This window comes from Paractinoplanes deccanensis (genome assembly GCF_016862115.1).
GTDB lineage: Bacteria > Actinomycetota > Actinomycetes > Mycobacteriales > Micromonosporaceae > Actinoplanes > Actinoplanes deccanensis.
Map to the genome: position 1 here is coordinate 23,783 of NZ_BOMI01000148.1, position 19,502 is coordinate 43,284.

Below are 19,502 nucleotides of genomic sequence, written 5' to 3' on the forward strand. Positions count from 1 at the left end.
GCTCAGGACAGCTCGTCGGGATCCACCCCGAGCAGGTTGGCTACCTGCTCGATGATCACATCGTGGACGAGGTCGGCGAGGTCCTCGCGGTCCATCGCCCGGAATTCCAGCGGCCGCCGGTAGAGCACGATCCGTGGGGGGAGCTCCTGCCGGCCGGGGCGGCCGGGCAGCAGGCGGGCCAGTGGCACCTCGCCGTCCTCGAGCACGTCGGAGTCGTAGACGTTGAGCTCGGGCGGCACGTCCTCGACCGCGAACTCGACGCCGGCGAGCTCTTTGGCGTATCGCCGCTCGAGGCCCTCGACGGTGTCGAGCACGAGGTCGTCGAAGATCTCGGCCTTGGTGCGGGCCAGGGGGACCGTCGCCGGCACCAGCCGCCCGCGCAGCCCGCGGCCGTGCCGGTCGCGGCGGGCGGGATGGCCCGGGCCGGATCGGCGGGGCGAACGGGGTTCGGGGCTGGTGGTCACCGGACAACTCTAGTCCTCCGCCGGTGTGGCGCGGCTCCAGGCCACGTCACAAGCGTGTCGTGCCCGAATTCGCCCCATCGGGGCGGCGTGTCTGCCGCCCATCGCCGAATCGTGATGCATCGTGAGTCGGCGTGTCGCGGGCCTTCCGCGCCCACGCGGCCCTCCGGAGCGATAACGTGCCGCCGTGAGGTCACCACGGCGCTGCTCCCGGAACGGCTGTCCCCGACAGGCGGTCGCCACTCTGACCTACGTCTACAGCGACTCGACCGCCGTCGTCGGCCCCCTGGCGGCGTTCGCCGAGCCCCACACGTACGACCTGTGCGAGCCGCACGCCCGCAGCCTCACCGCCCCCCGAGGCTGGGATCTGGTCCGCCACGACGGCGACTTCGCGCCGCCCCCGCCCACCACGGACGATCTGGTCGCCCTGGCCGACGCCGTCCGCGAGGCTGCCCGCCCCGCAGCCCCGCCGCCGCGCACGGACGAGCAGGACGCCCCCGGCCACCAGACCGGCCGCCGGGGACATCTCCGGGTGATCCCGCCCTCGCACTGACCCGCCGCGCCCGCGGCGCGCCGGGTGGTCAGGGCAGCGCGACGAGCTGGAACCGCTTGCGCAGGTAGGGCAGCAGGGTGCGGTACGCCGCGATGGTGTCCGGCTGCGCGTAGTCGTGTGACAGGATGATCGCGCCCGGCCGGGCGTGCTTCTCGATCGTGGAGATGAGGCGCGCGCGGTGGGCCGCGGAGCTCTCGCCCTTCTTGTGGTCCCAGTCGCGCGGGTCGAGCTTCCAGTAGATCGACGTCATGTGCAGCTTGTTGGCCACCGACACCAGCCGGGGCGTGAAGTTGCCGCCCGGGGCGCGGAAGTACTTGACCTTCGCGTTCGGCGCGGCCCGCAGGATGGCGTTGTTGGTGCGCATCAGATCGGTGCGGATCTTCGCTTCCGGGTCCTTGCCGATCTTGAGGCTGTGGTCCCAGGTGTGGTTGCAGAGCGTGTGACCGCCGGCGACGATCTGGCGGACCAGCTCGGGGTGCCGCGCGGCGTTCTTGCCGACGAGGCAGAAGGTGGCCTTCACGTGCTGCTGGGCGAGCATCTTGAGCAGCTGCGGGGTGGTGGCCGGGTCGGGGCCGTCGTCGAACGTGAGCGCGATGCCCTTGGTGCCGGTCATCGTGCGGCTGCCGGCGGGCCCGCCCGCGTACGAGATGTTCTTGCCGTTGGGGTTGCCCTTGGCGGGTTTGCCCTTGGGCGGCGCCTGGATCGAGGGCTTCGTGGTGCTCTTCGGCGGGGCCGGCTTCGACGTGGCGGGCGCGGCGGGCTGCGAGGTGGCGGGCGCGGCGGCGGGCCGGGTGTCCGGCTCGTCGGGTGTGGACTGGGCGGCGGCCCGGCCGGTCAGGCCCACGGCGAGCACCACCACTCCGAGCAGCACGGCCTTTCTGGCGCGCGACATCCGCATGACAGCCTCCCCGAACGTTCCGGCTGCCGACGATGCCGCGTTCGAGGGGTGATTCGCCATGTCTGAGGCGCTTTCGGCACGATCGGGGGAGGCCGCGGCGGCACGATCGTTGCCGAATATGACGGATATCAGCCAGTTGTCGGCCCGGGCGAGGAAACGGCCGACGACAGCGAGGACCTGGCCGGCAACTGTGCGTACAGGAGCGAGGCGGCTGAAGGTTTTTCGCATGTCACGCAGGCTGGCATAGGCCCGCGACGGGAGGTTCGGCACGTTCGTCCTCTGTGATCCGGCACAACGACACGATGGAGTACGTGCCACAGTGGCCCACCGGATCAAGGCCGGGACCGGGCCGCACGGCCGGCCCGGCCCCGGGTACGGGGGATGTCTAGGCGGAGAGCTCGGCCAGCTCCTCCTCGGTGAGCAGGCGGGAACGGATCAGGAACCGTACGCCCTCGGGCGCCTCCAGCGAGAAGCCGGAACCGCGGCCGGGGACCACGTCCACCGTCAGGTGGGTGTGCTTCCAGAGCTCGAACTGCGCGGCGGACATCCAGAACGTGATGGGCTCGTCGACGCCCTCGATCCTCAGCGACTCGAGGAGCACGTCGGACTGGCCGGTGCGGAACTCGCCTTCGAGGTAGCACATGGGGGAGCTGCCGTCGCAGCACCCGCCGGACTGGTGGAACATCAGCGGACCGTGCTGTCCCCGCAGCCGCCGCATCATGTCGGCGGCCGCGGGGGTCACGTCGACCCTGGTGGCCATCTCTAGAAGAAGCCCATCGCCTTCGGGCTGTACGACACCAGCAGGTTCTTGGTCTGCTGGTAGTGGTCCAGCATCATCTTGTGGTTCTCCCGGCCGATGCCGGACTGCTTGTAGCCGCCGAACGCCGCGTGCGCCGGGTAGGTGTGGTACGAGTTCGTCCAGACGCGACCCGCCTTGATCGCGCGGCCGGCCCGGTAGGCCAGGTTGATGTCGCGGGTCCAGACGCCGGCGCCCAGCCCGTACAGCGTGTCGTTGGCGATTTTGATCGCGTCCGCGTAGTCGGCGAAGGACGTCACCGAGACGACCGGCCCGAAGATCTCCTCCTGGAAGATCCGCATGGCGTTGGTGCCCTCGAAGATCGTCGGCTGGACGTAGTAGCCGCCGGACAGGTCGCCGGGCAGCTCCGCGCGGGCGCCGCCGGTCAGCACCTTGGCGCCCTCCTGCCGGCCGATGTCCAGGTACGAGAGGATCTTCTCGAGCTGGTCGTTGGAGGCCTGCGCGCCGACCTGGGTGTCGGTGTCGAGCGGGTTGCCCTGCTTGAGGTTCTCCACCCGCTTCACGCCCGCGGCCAGGAAGTCCTGGTAGATGCTCTGCTGGATGAGCGCCCGGGACGGGCAGGTGCAGACCTCGCCCTGGTTGAGGGCGAACATCGCGAAGCCCTCGAGCGACTTGTCGAAGAAGTCGTCGTCGGCCCGGCTGACGTCTTCGAAGAAGATGTTCGGGCTCTTGCCGCCGAGCTCCAGGGTGACCGGGATGAGGTTCTCCGAGGCGTACTGCATGATCAGCCGGCCGGTGGTGGTCTCGCCGGTGAAGGCGACCTTGGCGACCCGGTTGGACGAGGCGAGCGGCTTGCCGGCCTCGACGCCGAACCCGTTGACGATGTTGAGGACGCCCGGCGGCAGCAGGTCGGCGATGAGCGACATCAGGTAGTGGATCGAGGCCGGGGTCTGCTCGGCGGGCTTGAGCACTACCGCGTTGCCCGCGGCGAGCGCCGGGGCCAGCTTCCAGGTCGCCATGAGGATCGGGAAGTTCCACGGGATGATCTGGCCGACCACGCCGAGCGGCTCGTGGAAGTGGTACGCCACGGTGTCGTCGTCGAGCTGGCCCGCGGTGCCCTCCTGCGCGCGGATCGCGCCGGCGAAGTAGCGGAAGTGGTCGATCGCGAGCGGCAGGTCCGCGGCGAGGGTCTCGCGGACCGGCTTGCCGTTCTCCCACGCCTCGGCGACGGCGAGCTTCTCGAGGTTCGCCTCCATCCGGTCGGCGATCTTGTTGAGGATGACGGCCCGCTCGGCGGGCGACGTGCGGCCCCACGCGTCCGCGGCGCCGTGCGCGGCGTCGAGGGCCTTCTCGACGTCGTCCGCGGTGCCGCGGGCGATCTCGGTGAAGTCCTGGCCGGTCACGGGCGACGGGTTCGTGAAGTACTGGCCCTTGGCGGGCGCCACGTACTCGCCGCCGATGAAGTGGTCGTACCGGGACTGGTAGCTGACGATGGCGCCGTCGGTACCGGGCGCGGAATACACGGTCATGAGCTGCCTCCGTACCTTCCTGGGGTACGGGCGACGCTAATTACGGGGACGTTGCACGAACGTTGCAAGCCCGTACTCGTTGCTGAGCTCGCGGATGCGCGCCCGGGCCAGCGGGTTCGAGGGCAGGAGCTTGGCGTACGCCTCCCAGACGGCCAGGTCGTCCGAGCCCCACGACGAGTTGAGCCAGCCGCGCAGCACCTCGGTGTCGCGGCTGGCCAGCACGGCGGCCCGGAGCTGGCCGTCGACGAGGCGGCGCAGGCGCACCACGCCGGGTGCCTCGGAGCCGGGGAGCAGCGGGCCGGCGTACTGCCGCAGGGCGTCGAGGGGACGCCGGGCCTCCAGCAGGCGCGGGACCGTACGGAAATCGGCGTCCAGCTCCGCGCGCAGGCGGTAGGGGCGCGACTCCATCAGCTCGGGGCCGAGGGTGCGGCGCAGCCGGGACAGCTCGGCGCGGATCGTCACCGGGCTGACGTCGTCGCCGTACAGCTCGAAGCCCAGCTCCTCGCCGGTGCTGCCGGCGGGCCGGGCGAGCAGCAGGACGAGCAGCTCGGAATGCCGCCGGCCGAGCCGCCACCGGCGCCCGCCGAAGGTCAGCAGCGCCTCGTTGCGGCCCAGGGCCGAGACGGTGCCCTCGGTCGGGGTGTGCACGCCGTGGCCGCGGAGGTAGGCCTCGGCGGCGAGCGCGGTCGCTCGTACCAGGGCGAGGCTGTGAGGGTTGGCCAGGTGATCGCCGCCGGTCACGTCGATCGCGCCGAGCAGCCCGCCGGTGGCCGGGTCGTGGATGGGCGCCGCCGCGCACGTCCAGCGCTGCACCGGGCGGCTGAAGTGCTCGGTCGCGAAGATCTGCAGCGGATGGTCGACGGCGAGCGCCGTGCCCGGCGCGTTGGTGCCCGCGTGCGCCTCGTCCCAGCGGGCGCCCGGCACGAAGTTCATGCGCTCCGCCCCGCGCAGCACGCTCGCGGTGCCTTCGACCCAGAGCAGCCTGCCGTACGCGTCGCAGACCGCCATCAGGTGCTCGCCGTCCTCGGCGAGCCCGCCCAGCAGGTCCCGGAAGATCGGCAACACCCGGGCCAGCGGGTGACCGGCCCGGTAGGCCTCCAGCTCGCCGTCGCCGAGCTCGATGGGCGCGGTGCTGTCCGCGCTCGGCAGGGCGACCGCCGAGCGCCGCCACGACTCGGCCACGACCGGCCGGATGTTCCCGCCCGCCTTCTCGCCGCCGACGAACCGCTCGTGGGCGCGCCCGACCTGCCGGATGCGCTCCGCTGGGTCGGCACCGGCGTCGAGGGCGAGCCACGGGTTGGCCACGGGAGCACCTCCAGACACCATCATCGTGACCCCCATCACGCCGGGCGACAAGCGGCACCCGTAATAGTGGTGGTACGGCGTTCCGCCTTTTCGTTCTTCCGGCTCCGCTACTCTCGGCGGGTCATCATGAGGAGCAGGGGGAGCTGTGTCCGATCTGTCCACCATCATCAAGGCGTACGACGTCCGCGGCACGGTCCCCGACCAGTTCGACGAGCGGATCGCCCGAGCCATCGGCACCGCCTTCGTCGAGATGTTGCGCGAGTCCGGCGACAACGCCGACCGGATCGTCGTCGCCCACGACATGCGTGAGTCCGGACCGGGCCTGGTCGCCGCGTTCGCCCGCGGCGCCAACGCGAGCGGCGCGGCGGTCGTCACCATCGGACTCGCCTCGACCGACGAGCTCTACTACGCCTCCGGCTCGCTCGGCCTGCCCGGCGCGATGTTCACCGCCAGCCACAACCCGGCGCAGTACAACGGCATCAAGATGTGCCGCGCCGGCGCCAAGCCGGTCGGCCAGGACAGCGGCCTGGCCGTCGTGCGCCGCCGCGCCGAGCAGCTCCTCGACGACCTGAACGCCGAGGCGGACGGTCCGTCCCAGGTGGAGGCCCGCGACCTGCTCGCCGACTACGCGGCCCACCTGCGCTCGCTGGTCGACCTCTCCGGCATCCGGCCGCTCAAGGCGATCGTGGACGCCGGCAACGGCATGGGCGGCCACACCGTCCCGGCCGTCCTCGGCGACCAGGTGCTGCCCGCGCTGCCGCTCGAGATCGTCCCGCTCTACTTCGAACTCGACGGCTCGTTCCCCAACCACGAGGCCAACCCGCTCGACCCGGCCAACCTGGTCGACCTCCAGCGGGCGATCCGCGAGCAGGGCGCCGACATCGGCATCGCGTTCGACGGCGACGCCGACCGGTGCTTCATCATCGACGAGAACGGCGACCCGGTCTCGCCGTCGGCGATCACCGCGCTGGTCGCCAAGCGCGAGCTGGCCAAGTTCCCCGGCAGCACGATCATCTACAACCTGATCACGTCGGCCGCGGTGCCCGAGATCATCTCGGAGAACGGCGGCAAGCCGGTGCGCAGCCGGGTCGGCCACTCGTTCATCAAGGCCGAGATGGCCCGCACCAACGCGGTCTTCGGCGGCGAGCACTCCGCGCACTACTACTTCCGCGACTTCTGGTTCGCCGACACCGGCATGCTGGCCGCCATGCACGTCCTCGCCGCGCTCGGCGGCCAGGACCGCCCGCTCTCCGAGCTCGCCGCCGAGTTCGAGCGCTACACCGCCTCCGGCGAGATCAACTCCACCGTGGCGGACGCCTCCGCCAAGATCGCCGAGGTCCGGGCCGCCTTCGTCGGCGCCGAGTTCGACGAGCTGGACGGCCTCACCGTCGCGCTGCCGGACGGGGCCTGGTTCAACCTGCGTGCGTCCAACACGGAGCCGCTGCTGCGCCTGAACGTCGAGGCGGCGAAGCCGGACCGCATGGTGTCGCTGCGCGACGAAGTGCTCGCCATCGTCCGCGGTTAGGATCGGCCTCACTGAACATCGCGACAGAAGGAGCCGTTCGGTGGCCCTCGATCCGCAGTTGCTGGACATCCTGGCCTGCCCGGACACGCATCACGCCCCGTTGACGTACGACGCGGCCGCGCAGACCCTCACCTGCACCGAGTGCGGGCGGATCTTCGAGGTCCGCGACGACATCCCGGTGCTGCTGCTGGACGAGGCCCGGCAGCCGCAGGGAGGTGCGGCCTGATGGCGGGCCCGCTGGAGGGCGGCGCGGCCGGGGTCCACGGCCACCGGCACGCCGACGAGAGCCTGCTCGACGACGAAAAGGCGATGCTCGCCAACGACCCGGGCGGCATGCTGCGCGCCACCGCGTCGGCCGGCGCGCAGGTGCGCGAGTCGGCGGCGCTGGCCGCCGAGACCGACCTGACGATGCTGGCCGACGAGGGCCGCCCCCGCGCGGTCGTCGTCGCCGGCATCGGCACGGCCGGGCTCACCGGCAACATCCTGGCCACGGTGGCCGGGCCGCGCTGCCCGGTGCCGATCATCGGGCACCGCAGCGCGGGCGTGCCCGGCTGGGTCGGCGCCGCCGACGTGGTCATCGCCGTCTCCGCCTCGGGCCGCAGCCCCGAGGCGCTGGCCGCGGCCGACGCGGCCGCCCGCCGGGGCGCCCGCCTGGTCGCCATCGGCAACCCCGACTCCGAGCTCCAGGCGGTGGCCGCCCGCGCCCGCGCGCCGTTCATCCCGGTGCCGCGCCGCGCGCCGGCCCGCGCCAGCCTCTGGGGCCTGACCGTGCCGGTGCTGCTCGCGGCTCGCGCGATCGGCCTGGTCAAGGTCGCCGAGGCCGACCTGGCCGAGACGGCGCTGCGGCTCGACGCCGACGCCGAGCGCTGCCGCCCGGCCGCCGACTCGTTCGTCAACCCCGCCAAGGCGCTCGCGCTCGGCCTGGCCGGCTCGATCCCGATCGTCTGGGGCTCGTCGCCGCTGGCCACCGTGGCGGCCCGCCGGTTCGCCGACACCCTGGCCGCCAACGCCCGCTACCCGGTGATGGCCGGCGCGCTCGGCGAGGCCGGCCGCGGCCGGGTGGGCCTGCTCGACGGCGTCTTCGGCGGCCTGGCCGAGTCGTCCCGCGACATCTTCGCCGACCCCGACGACGACACCGACGAGTCGGCCGCCACCCGGCTGCGGCTCGTGGTCTTCCGCGACGGCGGCCTCAACCCCGAGGACGACGCGGACGAGCCGGTCGCCGTCGAGGAGCGCCGCGCCGACGCCGTGCAGACGCTGGCGGAGCGCCGGGGCGTGCGCTGCGACGTGCTGACCGCCGAGGGCGGCTCGACGCTGGAGCGGCTGGCGTCGCTCACCGCGGTGCCCGACTTCGCCTCGCTCTACCTGGCGCTGGCGCACGGCCTCGACCCGATGGCCGTGCCCGCGATCAGCGAGATGAAGGAGCTGTCGAACCCGATGCCCGAGGCTATTCAGTGAGCGCTGAGGGCGGCACCAAGGCAATTCTGGCGGCGCTCGCCGCCAACCTCGGGATCGCGGTCACGAAGTTCATCGCCTGGCTGCTCACCAGCTCCTCGTCGATGCTCGCCGAGTCGATCCACTCGGTCGCCGACTCGGGCAACCAGCTGTTGCTGCTGCTCGGCGGCAAGCGCTCCCGGCGCCAGGCGACCCCCGAGCACCCGTTCGGCTTCGGCCGCGAGCGCTACATCTACGCGTTCATCGTGTCGATCGTGCTCTTCAGCCTCGGCGGCCTGTTCGCGCTCTACGAGGGCTACCACAAGGTCTCCCACCCGGAGCCGATCGAATCCTGGCAGTGGGTGCCGGTGGCCGTGCTGATCGTCGCGATCGGCCTGGAGTCCTACTCGTTCCGCACGGCGATCAAGGAGTCGAACCACACCCGGGGCAAGACCTCCTGGGTCGAGTTCGTCCGCCGCGCCAAGGCCCCCGAGCTGCCCGTGGTGCTGCTCGAGGACTCGGGCGCGCTGCTCGGCCTGATCTTCGCCTTCTTCGGCGTGGTGCTCACCCTGATCACCGGTGACGGTGTCTGGGACGGCATCGGCACGCTGCTGATCGGCGCGCTGCTGGTCTGCATCGCGGTCGTCCTGGCGATCGAGACGAAGAGCCTGCTGCTCGGCGAGGCGGCGAACCCCGAGGCGACCCGCAAGATCGAGCAGGCGGTGCTCGCCGGCGAGGGCGTGGAGCGGATCATCCACATGAAGACGCTGCACCTCGGCCCCGACGAGCTGCTCGTCGCCGTGAAGATCGCGGTGCCGAGCTCCGAGCGCGCCGACGAGGTGGCCCGCCACATCGACGAGACCGAGGCGCGCATCCGCGCGGCGGTGCCGATCGCCCGGGTCATCTACATCGAGCCCGACATCTACCGGCCCGCGCAGGCTTCGTCGCCCGCTCCGGCCTGACCCGGCCGGGGTGGGCGGCGTCGTCTGCCCCGGCCTCCGCCGGCCGGGGCGGGCTTCAGCCGCCCGCTCCGGCGCCACAATCGACCGAGAGACTTGTCCGCTATGAGCGTCTTCCCGCTGACCGGGGTCGTCCGGCCGTACGCCTGGGGTTCCCGCACCGTCATCGCCGAGCTCCAGGGCCGGCCCGCGCCGACCGGCGAGCCCGAGGCCGAGTTGTGGCTCGGCGCGCACCCGGGCGACCCGTCGACCGTCACCGCGAGCGACGGCCCCGCGAAGCTGGACGCCCTCATCGCCGCCGACCCGAAGGCCCAGCTCGGCGAGCAGGTGGAGGCGGCGTTCGGCCCGCGCCTGCCGTACCTGCTCAAGATCCTGGCCGCGGAGAGCCCGCTCTCGCTCCAGGCACACCCCGACTCGGCGTACGCGAAACAGGCGTACGCGAGGCAGGAGGCCGACCCGAACCTGCCGAAGAACTACACCGACGCCTACCACAAGCCGGAGATGCTGGTCGCCGTCACGCCGTTCGAGGCGCTGTGCGGCTTCCGGGCCCCGTCGGCCGCCGCGGACGCGATCGAGGCGTTCCAGCTGCCGTCGCTCGCGCCCGTGGTGTCCGCGCTGCGCGGGGGAGACCTGCGCACGGCCGTCGAGACCCTGCTGACGTGGCCCGCCGCCGACCGCCCGGCCCTGATCGACGCGGTGACGGCCGCGGCCCGCGCCGCCGGCCCGGCCCAGCCGCAGGCGGCGTCGTTCGCGCTCGCCGAGTCGCTCGCCGGCCACTACCCGGGCGACCCGGGCGTCCTGGTCGCGCTGCTGCTCAACCACGTGCGCCTCGCGCCCGGCGAGGCGATCTGGATGCCGGCCGGCAACCTGCACGCCTATCTGCGCGGCGCCGGCGTCGAACTGATGGCCGCCAGCGACAACGTGCTCCGCGGCGGCCTGACGCCCAAGCGGGTCGACGTGGCCGAGCTGCTGAACGTGCTCCGCTTCGAGGTGCTCGACGACCCGATCCTGCACTCCACGACGGTGGCGCCGGGCGTCGACACGTGGCAGGTCCCGGTCGGCGACTTCGTCCTCTACCGCATCACGCTCGACGGCACCCGCCCGCCGATCGAGGTGCCGGTCGGCGGCCCGCGCATCATCGTCGCCACCGCCGGCGACACCTTCGTGGGCGAGAGCGTCGACGGCACCCCGGTCGAGCTGACCCCGGGCACGGCGGCCTTCGCGCCGGCGGACGCGGGCGCCATCAAGGTCGCGGGCACCGGGCAGGTCTTCGTGGCGGCCGTACCGGCCTGACGCTCCTCCGGCCGTCGGCGTGGTGCCGCTCGGCGCCCCCATGGCGCACCCAAAGTGATCCCTTCGTCACCCTGAGCGTCATCCAAAATAGGAAATTTCCGGATTTGCTTGACACGGGCATGTGCGGAGTGTGAATCTATAAACACGCAGCGTCATTGGTGATCGGGGGGTCCCACGGACGCGCGCGGTACCAAACCGGGGGGATGAACGGGGCGGTGGGTCTAGGCCCGCCGTCCCGTTCGCTATGCGCGCTCCGGGCACCCGCGCGCCGACGCTGATCACGCGCCAAGAGTCGGGCTCCCGTCCGCCCGCCGGACGGGAGCCCGATCCCTTCGGGCCCGGCCGCGTTTGCCGCCACCGCCGGTCCCGTCGTTCGCCCCCTTATTACTTCATGGCCTCTGACCTGCGTGCAAGTGCATAGCGTGCGATGCAAGTTGCAGACAGCGACCGATATGCCGTTATGGTGTTCGCGTGGCGAGGGCGACATCGACGGCGCGGCATGAGCTGGGCAACGAGCTGCGCCGCCTGCGGGGCGAGCGGCGGGCTGCCGATGTGGCGATGGCGCTCGGCTGGTCCGAGTCCAAGCTCTCCCGCATCGAGACCGCGCACACGGGCATCAGCGAGGCCGACCTCGACCGGCTGCTGACCATCTACGGCGTACGGGTGGAGGACCGCACCCGGCTGCGCGACCTGGCCCGCCGTGGCCGCGCCCGCGCCTGGTGGACGCCTTACCGGTCCTCCGTGCCCGACCCGTACGACGAATATGTCGCCCTCGAGGCCGAGGCCGTCCTGATCAGCGAGTGGGAGTCGCAGATCGTGCCCGGCTTGCTCCAGACGGACGAGTACGCACGGGCCGTGATCGAGGTCGGCGCCGATGTCGGCGAAGCCGAGACGATCCAGCGCCGCCTCGCGCTGCGGATGGCCCGGCAGGCCGTTCTCACCCGGGAGCCACCGCCCCAGCTGCGCGTCGTGATCGACGAGGCGGTGCTGCACCGCGAGGTCGGCGGCCCCGAGGTGCTGCGCCGCCAGCTGGCCCGGCTTCTCGAGGCCGCCGGACGGCCGGGCGTCGAGCTGCTCGTGCTGCCGTTCTCCGCCGGGGCGCACGCCGGCATGACCGAGTCCTTCATGGTGCTGGAGTTCGAGCCCGGCACCCGCGCTCCCGTGGTGCACATCGAGGGACTGACCGGTGGTCTCTTCCGGGTGAAACCGACCGACGTCGACGTCTACCGCGACGCCCTGTCTGACCTGCGAGAACGCGCCCTGTCCGAGGAGATGAGCCGAACGGCCATCGCTGAGAGGGAGGAAGCGCTGCGCCAGGTCGCCACTTCCTGAGCTGAAATGGAGCTGCATTCCATCCTGGAAGGGGACACCACGATGCAGGACGCCACTCTCACCTGGCGCAAGAGCACTCGAAGCGGGGCCGCCGGGCACTGCGTCGAGGTCGCCAACGTTCCGTCGGCCGTGCTCGTCCGCGACTCGAAGGACGCCACGGGCCCGGTTCTCGCCTTCAGCGACCCGGATTGGGCCGGTTTCATCGCCGGCGTCCGGGCCGGGGAGTTCGACAGGCCCGCCGCCTGACCTCAGGTCCGGGGCGGCCCCCGCGGGGGTCGCCCCATCTTGCCGGTTCGCCTAAGCTGACCTGTGCATTCCGGCAAGATCGCCCCCGGGGTACGTGGGGTTCGGGAGGACAGTGCAATATTGGACCGCATGAGAGCCCGGGTACTCGTCGTCGATGACGACCCAGCGTTGGCCGAGATGCTCGGCATCGTTCTGCGCAGCGAGGGTTTCCTGCCCTCGTTCGTCGCCGACGGTGAACGCGCCCTGGCCGCCTTCCGGGAGAATCGTCCCGACATCGTCCTGCTCGACCTGATGCTCCCCGGCATGAGCGGCATCGACGTGGCGCGCGCCATCCGCGCCGAGTCGGGCATCCCGATCGTCATGCTCACGGCCAAGAGCGACACGGTCGACGTCGTGCTGGGCCTCGAGTCCGGCGCCGACGACTACGTGGTCAAGCCGTTCAAGCCCAAGGAGCTGGTCGCCCGCATGCGCGCGCGGCTGCGCCGGGGCGAGGACGCCGCGCCGGAGATGCTCACCATCGGGCCGCCCGGCAACCAGATCACCATCGACGTCCCGGCCCACACGGTGTCCCGCGACGGCGACGAGGTCAAGCTGACTCCGCTCGAGTTCGACCTGCTGGTCGCCCTGGCCCGCAAGCCGCGCCAGGTGTTCACCCGCGAGGTGCTGCTCGAGCAGGTGTGGGGCTACCGGCACGCGGCCGACACCCGCCTGGTCAACGTCCACGTCCAGCGCCTCCGCGCCAAGATCGAGCCGGATCCGGAGCGCCCGGAGATCATCCTGACCGTCCGCGGGGTCGGCTACAAGGCGGGCACGGGCTAAGGGGCTACTCTTGCCCGCGTAATGCGCGCACCCTCATGGCTTCCGATGCCGATCCGCCGCACCCTTCGCGTGGTGCGGCGGTATTGGCGTGTGGCCGCGCGGCGGCTCGAGGTGCACTCGGCGCCGGCGCGGCGGGCGTGGCGGCGGTCGCTCCAGCTGCGCGTCGTCACGCTCACCCTGATCGCGTCGAGCGTGCTGGTCGGGGTGTTCGGCTGGTTCATCGCCGCGCGCAGTGCCACGATCCTGCTCACGCGGGCGCAGGAGGAGGCCAAGGTCTCCATGCGCAACAAGATCGACTATGCGGAGCAGCAGCTCACCGTCTATCCGCAGTGGCGCGATCCCAAGCTGCCCAGCACGTTCGACCTGATCGTCGGCCAGCTCGCCGACGGTGATCCGGCCGAGTCCGGCGGTTCCGTGGTGTCGATGCGCGCCGGGCAATATCCCGAGCTGCGCGCGGCGACCCTGCCGACGAACGTGGACACCGGCGAGCTGATCACCCGCGACCTGGCGAGGACCGTCTCCGACGACGAGAAGGAGGCCAGCCAGGTCGTCACGGCCACGATCAACGGCCAGACCACCAAATACCTGGTGTACGGGGCTCCGGTCCCGACCAACTTCGGCCACGTCGAGCTCTACTACATGATGCCGCTGACCACCGAGGACAGCGCCGCCAACCAGATCCGTACCACGGTGCTGCTCACCGGCGTCGCGCTGGTGATCCTGCTCGGCGTGGTGGCCGGGCTGGTGACCCGCCTGGTCGTCACCCCGGTGCGCATCGCGGCCCGTACCGCCCAGCGCCTGTCGGCGGGCCTGCTCGACCAGCGCATGAAGGTCGACGGCGAGGACGACCTGGCCCTGCTCGCCGCCTCGTTCAACCAGATGGCCGCCAACCTCCAGCGGCAGATCGTCCGGCTCGAGGAGCTGTCCCGCCTCCAGCGCCGGTTCACCTCCGACGTGTCCCACGAGCTGCGGACCCCGCTGACCACGGTACGGATGGCAGCCGACCTGATCTTCGCCGAGCGCGACGAGTTCGACCCGGCCGTGGCGCGCAGCGCCGAGCTGCTCCAGGCCGAGCTCGACCGCTTCGAGAGCCTGCTCACCGACCTGCTCGAGATCAGCCGGTTCGACGCGGGCTTCGCCGCCCTCGACGCGGAGCACACCGACCTGGTGCCGATCGTCGAGCGGGTCGCCGAGCGGCTCACCGGCCTGGCCGAGCGGGTCGGCGTCACCATCGAGCTGCGCCTGCCGGAGACGCCGGTGATCGCCGAGGTGGATCCGCGCCGGGTCGAGCGGGTGCTGCGCAACCTGGTCGGCAACGCGGTCGAGCACGGCGAGGCGCGGCCGGTGGTGGTCACCCTCGCCTCCGACGACGCGGCCGTGGCGATCACCGTGCGCGACCACGGCATCGGCCTCAAACCGGGCGAGGAGCGGCTGGTCTTCAACCGGTTCTGGCGTGCCGACCCGTCCCGGGCACGGCAGACCGGCGGCACCGGGCTCGGCCTGTCGATCAGCGCGGAGGACGCGCGGCTGCACGGCGGCTGGCTCGAGGCGTGGGGCGCCCCGGGCGAGGGCGCCCAGTTCCGCCTGACCCTGCCGGTGCGCTCGGGTGACCGGCTGCTGGCCGCGCCGCTGCCGTTGATCCCGCGCGACCGCGCGGTCCTCGAGGCCCCGGAGGTGTCCTGATGCGTCGCTGGCTGCTGGGCGCCGTCGCGCTCGCCGTGCTCGTGCCCGGTGGGTGCGGCATCCCCGACCGCAGCGAGGTGACCGTGATCGGCGACGGCCGGGCCGCCGGGGTCTCGGCCATCGACGAGGGCACGCCCCCGACGCAGTACACGCGTGCCGAGGCCGCCAACCCCCGGGAGCTGGTGCAGTACTACCTCCAGGCCGCGGCCGGCGACCCGGAGACCGCTGTCGCCCGGGTCAAGGCGTTCCTCGCGCCCGAGGAGGCCGCCCACTTCCCGGCCAACACCGACGTCAAGGTGGTACGGGAAGCCGAGTCGATCCTCTACTCGCCCACCGACCCGGTGGTGACCATCACCGAGCAGCAGGTCGGCACGCTGACCGCGAACGGTGAGCTGGAGCCGGCCGACCCGTCCCCGTCCTCGACCGAATACAAGATCCGGGTCGGCTCGGTGGAGGGGCAGAGCGGCCTCTGGATCCTCGACGCGCCCCAGGTGATGCTGCTCAGCGTCGACGCCCTGAGCGCGTTCTACCAGCGCCGCGCGATCTATTTCTGGAACAAGGACAACACCAGCCTGGTGCCCGACCTGCGCTACATGCCCAAGAGCCTGCCGGCCGTCCAGCAGCCGACGACGATCCTCCAGTGGCTGGCCGCGGGGCCGGCCGACTGGTTGCGCGACGCCGTGCAGGCGCTGCCGCAGGGCACCGCGGTGGCCGACAACATCCCGGCGATCAACAACGAGACCCTCCAGATCAACCTGACCGCGCAGGCGCTGCCGGCGGGCGGCGACGCGGCGGCCCTGGACCGGCTCCGGCGGCAGCTCCAGTGGTCGATCTACCCGCTGGAGCCCCGTACCCTCGAGATCAAGATCGGCCGGCAGGACCCGGTGGTCTTCAAGGACGCCGACTACCGCGACAGCAACCTGGCCTTCTGGCTGGCCGACGTGCCCGAGCGCTTCGTCCTCTTCGGCGGGGTCGTGCGCCGGCTCAAGGACACGCCGCACGAGGACGACCCGGTGCCCGTCCTCAAGGACGCGGCCAACCGGGGCATCGCCACCGCGGCCTTCAGTGCCTCGCCCACCCACGCGTTCGCGGCGGTGGTCACCGGCTCGGGCGCCGGCGCACGGTTGCGGGCCGGGTCGGCGACCACCGGAGCGCAGGCCGATCTCCGGGAGGTCGGCGGGCTCAAGGGCGCTCTCGGGCAGCCGGTCTGGGCGCTGACCGGCGCCAAGGACGCCGCCGGTGCGGTCGGCCTGATCACCATGGGCGGCCGGCTCTACAGCTTCACCGCCGACGGCAGGCCGGCGCAGCGGGTCGAGTGGCAGGGCGACCCGGGCTCGATCACCGCGATCTCGGTGGCGCCCGACGGTCGCCGGGTCGCCCTGGTCAGCGGCGGCAAGCTGTATCGCACGGTGCTGAGCAGCAGCGTCGACGGCGTCGTGCTGAGCGGGCCGGAGCAGGTGCTGCCGCCCAACCTGAAGTCGGTCACGGCGGTGGCCTGGAGCAGCCAGACCTACCTGGCGGTGGCCGGGGTGCGCGCGGACAACAACCGCGTCTCGGTGATCGATGTGACGGTCGACGGGGCGCTGTCCACCTCGCGGCTCGGCGACATCGGCGCGGAGCCGGTGACCTACCTGGCGGCGTACCCGGAAAATCCGATCTCCGGCACCGAGACGTCCGACTCGGAGGCGTACGTGGCGGGCGGCGAGGCCTGGGACGTGTTCAGCGAGCCCAACCCGATCACCCGGGCGAACCTCGCGGGCGCCCCGGCCGGCGCGCCGGCCACGGTCAAGCCGACCACGCCGCTGTTCCTCAACTGAGCTCGCCGGCCCCGCGTTGAGCCTGCTGGCGGACCTCGCCGACCTGGTGCTGCCGAGCGCCTGCGCCGGCTGTGCCGCCGAGCGGGTGGCCCTGCGGTACGGCGCCTGCGCGGAGTGCGCCGCCCGCCTGGAGGCGCTGCGGCCGTTTCGTGCCGCGCCGGTGCCCTCTCCGCCCGGCCTGCCGCCGTGCGTCGCCGTGGGGCCCTATGCGGGGCCGCTGCGCGGTGCCCTGCTCGCGTACAAGGAAAGGGGCCGGCACCGGCTGGCGCGGCCGCTGGGGGCGCTGCTGGCGACCGCCGTGGCGGGCCTCGCGCCGCGCGGTGGGCCGCTGACGCTGATCCCGGTGCCGTCGACGGCGGCCGCGGCCCGGGAACGGCACGGCGATCACATGACGCGGCTCGCCGCACAAGCGGTGCGGCGGCTGCGCTCCGGCGGCTGGGACGCTGTCGTCCAACACCCTCTCGAAGCGTTACCCCGTCCTGACTCAACGTCACTGAGCGTGGCCGAACGCCGCGCCGCGGCTGAGAGTTCGCTGCGAATCCGCCGTGTCCTGATCGGGTTTTCCGGGCGCCGGAGGCCGCGAAAAGGCACGCTGGTCGTAGTGGACGACATCGTCACCACCGGGGCCACGCTGGCCGCCGTGACGAGTCGCCTCGAGGAGGCGGAGATGCAGGTCACAGGTGCTGCCGTCCTGGCCGCGACCCAATTGCGGCGATCGCCGCGCGGCGTTATCGACGGGATTGTGGGCCCGAGTTCCTGAAAGGTGGAACGTCCGGCATCTGGTATCCCGAACGAGGGGTGACGCGAGAGCATCGGCACGTTAGCGTCTTGGTGACGAGGGTATGAGCTTCCGCCTACCCACACCGCCGGCAAGGCGCAGCGTTCCGCGAACCGCCGCACCGGAAAGGAGTCGTCTCACTCACGATCGGTTACGCCCGGTGTCCAAGTCCCGGCGTAGCCAGAGCCAAGCACCACCGCGTCGCAGTTCGGCGCCCCCGGCACCCCGTCGCAGGGCGCCCGTTACACAGAACGTTGGGGGAGGTCACGAGTGGACATTGTCGTCAAGGGCCGCAACGTAGAGGTTCCCGATCACTATCGGGAGCACGTCGCCGACAAGCTGAGCAAAGTCGAGCGTTACGACCAGAAGCTGATGAGGGCGGACGTCGAGTTGTTCCACGAGCGCAACCCGCGCCAGTCGGACAATTGCCAGCGAGTCGAGATCACCGTCATGACGAGAGGCCCGGTCGTCCGAGCCGAAGCCTCCGCCAAGGACTTCTACGCAGCCCTGGACTGCGCCATCAACAAGCTCGACGGCAGGTTGCGCCGCTCGGCCGACCGCCGTCGCGTCCACCGCGGGCGCCGCGCGCCCGTCTCGGTAGCGGCCGCCACCGCGAGCCTGCCCACCGACCTCAGCCTCGCCCAAACGGCAGAGGCGTCCTCGTCCGTCGCCACCGCGCTGGCCGAGCACGACGAAGACCAGCCCTGGCGCATCGTGCGGGAGAAGGAGCACCCCGCCGACCCGATGACCGTCGACGACGCCCTCTTCCAGATGGAGCTCGTCGGCCACGACTTCTATCTCTTCCTCGACAAGGACAGCGGCCGCCCCAGCGTCGTCTACCGCCGGCGCGGCTACGACTACGGCATCCTGTCGTTGGAGACCACGGGGTAGCCGAGCCCTCGCCGGTTACCCGTCAAGCCGAGGGCCTTCGGCCAGGAGGTCCTCGGCGAGGAGGACGTACTGCACGTCGTCGACCCGGCCACCGTCCGGGCCGGGCAGGCGCGAGCGCAGGTACGCCTCCCGCTTGAACCCGGCCTTCTCGAGCACCCGCTGCGAGGCCAGGTTCGCCGGCACCGCGCCCGCGATGAGGCGGGCCACACCGGTCTCGGCAAAGACCCAGAGCGACAGCAGCTGGGCGGCCCGGGTCGCGAAACCGCGCCCGCGGAACGCCGGGAGCATGCTGTAGCCGATCATCGCCTGGGCCGTGGCCGGCTCGTCGTTGAACAGGCCGATGTCGCCGGCCGGCTCACCCGTGGCCGCGTCCTCGATGACCAGGTCGGCGCGGTTGCCGGCGAGCCAGTGCGCCTCGGCCCAGAAGCACCGCTGACGGATCTTGCCGGGGCTCGGTGGCTCCGGCGGGACGCTCGTCGCCACCACGTCGGGCAGGGTGATCAGCTCGGTGAGGAAGCCGAGGTCGCCCGGGCCCAGCGGGCGCAGCCGGACGACGCCGTCGGTGAGCTCGCCGCCCGGCAGGTCGGGCAGCAGCCGGGCGATCGGCTCGCCGTCGTCCTCGGCGAGCCGCGCGAAGGCGAGCATGTCGTCGCGGCCGCCGTCGCGCCGCGGCTGCGCGCCACGGCGTACGCCCTCTCGCCGGAAGCCCGAAGCCAGGGCGACACGCTGGCTGACCGGGTTGTCCCAATGTGTCAGAAGTTCCAGGCGCTGGAGACCATGCTTGAGGGCGTGCGCGCTCATCGCCCGTACGGCCGCGGTGGCCACACCCCGGCGGCGCGCCCACGGGCCCACCCAGTAGCCGATCTCGGCCTGGCCGCGGCTGGGCACCGACTTGTCGAAGCCGACCCCGCCGAGCAGCTCGTCGGTCTCGGGATCGGCGACCGCGTAGAAGGCGCCACCCTCGGCGAACAGGGCGTCGATCCGCTCGGCGATGAAGGTCTCGGCGTGCGCCACCGTGAAGGGCGAGGGGAGCACCGTGAGGAACCGCTGGGACACCGGATCGTTGTAGCCCTCGGCGAGCGCTTCGGCGTCCTCCGGCCGGAAAGCTCGCAGACGCACCCCTTCACCGTTGATCTCCGCGGTTCGCACGCGGCCCATCCTGCCCGAAGAACTGCGCTGTCAGCGAACTTGATGCACCGTTTCGCCCTTTTTGTGCGGTTAA

At 72.0% G+C, this 19,502-nt stretch carries 19 protein-coding genes; 13 read left to right on the forward strand and 6 right to left on the reverse strand.

What is annotated here, in order from left to right:
• Nucleotides 1-2: 2 nt before the first annotated feature.
• Complete coding sequence (locus Ade02nite_RS36505) at nucleotides 3-464, reverse strand: metallopeptidase family protein (protein WP_203773778.1); 462 nt, start codon at nucleotides 462-464, stop codon at nucleotides 3-5.
• A gap of 184 nt (nucleotides 465-648) precedes the next feature.
• Between Ade02nite_RS36505 and Ade02nite_RS36510 the strand changes: the two genes are divergently transcribed.
• Entirely contained in the window at nucleotides 649-1,014 is a 366-nt protein-coding gene (locus tag Ade02nite_RS36510) for a DUF3499 domain-containing protein (protein ID WP_203773780.1), read from the forward strand.
• Between the two features lie 28 nt (nucleotides 1,015-1,042).
• Here the strand turns inward: Ade02nite_RS36510 and Ade02nite_RS36515 are convergent, their stop codons facing one another.
• The 4 genes from Ade02nite_RS36515 to Ade02nite_RS36530 all read right to left on the reverse strand — a co-directional run bounded on the left by Ade02nite_RS36515 (nucleotide 1,043) and on the right by Ade02nite_RS36530 (nucleotide 5,503).
• Nucleotides 1,043-1,906 (reverse strand): polysaccharide deacetylase family protein, encoded by an 864-nt coding sequence (locus Ade02nite_RS36515; RefSeq protein WP_239169318.1) that lies wholly within the window; start codon nucleotides 1,904-1,906, stop codon nucleotides 1,043-1,045.
• A 391-nt stretch (nucleotides 1,907-2,297) separates the two neighbouring features.
• Entirely contained in the window at nucleotides 2,298-2,672 is a 375-nt protein-coding gene (locus Ade02nite_RS36520; RefSeq protein ID WP_203773784.1) for a DUF779 domain-containing protein, read from the reverse strand.
• A 2-nt stretch (nucleotides 2,673-2,674) separates the two neighbouring features.
• Complete coding sequence (gene adh / locus Ade02nite_RS36525; protein WP_203773786.1) at nucleotides 2,675-4,198, reverse strand: aldehyde dehydrogenase; 1,524 nt, start codon at nucleotides 4,196-4,198, stop codon at nucleotides 2,675-2,677.
• A 36-nt stretch (nucleotides 4,199-4,234) separates the two neighbouring features.
• Nucleotides 4,235-5,503 (reverse strand): GAF domain-containing protein, encoded by a 1,269-nt coding sequence (locus tag Ade02nite_RS36530; RefSeq protein ID WP_203773788.1) that lies wholly within the window; start codon nucleotides 5,501-5,503, stop codon nucleotides 4,235-4,237.
• Between the two features lie 145 nt (nucleotides 5,504-5,648).
• Between Ade02nite_RS36530 and Ade02nite_RS36535 the strand changes: the two genes are divergently transcribed.
• The 12 genes from Ade02nite_RS36535 (at nucleotide 5,649) to hpf (ending at nucleotide 18,280) form a co-directional block, all read left to right on the forward strand.
• Nucleotides 5,649-7,028, forward strand: a complete 1,380-nt coding sequence (locus tag Ade02nite_RS36535) for a phosphomannomutase/phosphoglucomutase (protein ID WP_203773790.1) — start codon at nucleotides 5,649-5,651, stop codon at nucleotides 7,026-7,028.
• Nucleotides 7,029-7,068: 40 nt separating this feature from the next.
• Nucleotides 7,069-7,254 carry a Trm112 family protein gene (locus Ade02nite_RS36540; RefSeq protein WP_203773792.1) on the forward strand — a complete coding sequence of 62 codons (186 nt, stop codon included), beginning with the start codon at nucleotides 7,069-7,071 and terminating at the stop codon, nucleotides 7,252-7,254.
• Nucleotides 7,254-8,486: an SIS domain-containing protein gene (locus tag Ade02nite_RS36545; RefSeq protein WP_379037197.1), complete on the forward strand. Its 1,233-nt coding sequence runs from the start codon at nucleotides 7,254-7,256 to the stop codon at nucleotides 8,484-8,486. The genes Ade02nite_RS36540 and Ade02nite_RS36545 overlap by 1 nt, the downstream gene beginning before the upstream one ends.
• Nucleotides 8,483-9,424, forward strand: a complete 942-nt coding sequence (locus Ade02nite_RS36550; protein ID WP_203773794.1) for a cation diffusion facilitator family transporter — start codon at nucleotides 8,483-8,485, stop codon at nucleotides 9,422-9,424. The genes Ade02nite_RS36545 and Ade02nite_RS36550 overlap by 4 nt, the downstream gene beginning before the upstream one ends.
• A 102-nt stretch (nucleotides 9,425-9,526) precedes the next feature.
• A complete protein-coding gene (gene manA / locus Ade02nite_RS36555; RefSeq protein WP_203773796.1) occupies nucleotides 9,527-10,714 on the forward strand; it encodes a mannose-6-phosphate isomerase, class I in 1,188 nt (395 codons plus the stop codon).
• 471 nt (nucleotides 10,715-11,185) lie between these two features.
• On the forward strand, nucleotides 11,186-12,046 hold the full coding sequence (locus Ade02nite_RS36560; RefSeq protein ID WP_203773798.1) for a helix-turn-helix domain-containing protein: 861 nt from the start codon (nucleotides 11,186-11,188) through the stop codon (nucleotides 12,044-12,046).
• 6 nt (nucleotides 12,047-12,052) lie between these two features.
• Nucleotides 12,053-12,292: a DUF397 domain-containing protein gene (locus Ade02nite_RS36565; protein WP_379037195.1), complete on the forward strand. Its 240-nt coding sequence runs from the start codon at nucleotides 12,053-12,055 to the stop codon at nucleotides 12,290-12,292.
• Nucleotides 12,293-12,421: 129 nt separating this feature from the next.
• Complete coding sequence (gene mtrA / locus Ade02nite_RS36570) at nucleotides 12,422-13,111, forward strand: MtrAB system response regulator MtrA (protein WP_196414924.1); 690 nt, start codon at nucleotides 12,422-12,424, stop codon at nucleotides 13,109-13,111.
• A gap of 45 nt (nucleotides 13,112-13,156) precedes the next feature.
• Complete coding sequence (gene mtrB, locus Ade02nite_RS36575) at nucleotides 13,157-14,794, forward strand: MtrAB system histidine kinase MtrB (RefSeq protein WP_203773800.1); 1,638 nt, start codon at nucleotides 13,157-13,159, stop codon at nucleotides 14,792-14,794.
• A complete protein-coding gene (locus Ade02nite_RS36580; protein WP_203773802.1) occupies nucleotides 14,794-16,611 on the forward strand; it encodes an LpqB family beta-propeller domain-containing protein in 1,818 nt (605 codons plus the stop codon). The genes mtrB and Ade02nite_RS36580 overlap by 1 nt, the downstream gene beginning before the upstream one ends.
• A 16-nt stretch (nucleotides 16,612-16,627) precedes the next feature.
• Nucleotides 16,628-17,371: a ComF family protein gene (locus Ade02nite_RS36585; protein WP_203773804.1), complete on the forward strand. Its 744-nt coding sequence runs from the start codon at nucleotides 16,628-16,630 to the stop codon at nucleotides 17,369-17,371.
• A 288-nt stretch (nucleotides 17,372-17,659) separates the two neighbouring features.
• A complete protein-coding gene (gene hpf / locus Ade02nite_RS36590) occupies nucleotides 17,660-18,280 on the forward strand; it encodes a ribosome hibernation-promoting factor, HPF/YfiA family (protein WP_203773806.1) in 621 nt (206 codons plus the stop codon).
• 15 nt (nucleotides 18,281-18,295) lie between these two features.
• On the opposite strand, the gene Ade02nite_RS36595 is transcribed toward hpf, so the two are convergent.
• Complete coding sequence (locus Ade02nite_RS36595) at nucleotides 18,296-19,429, reverse strand: GNAT family N-acetyltransferase (RefSeq protein WP_344300899.1); 1,134 nt, start codon at nucleotides 19,427-19,429, stop codon at nucleotides 18,296-18,298.
• Nucleotides 19,430-19,502: the final 73 nt, after the last annotated feature.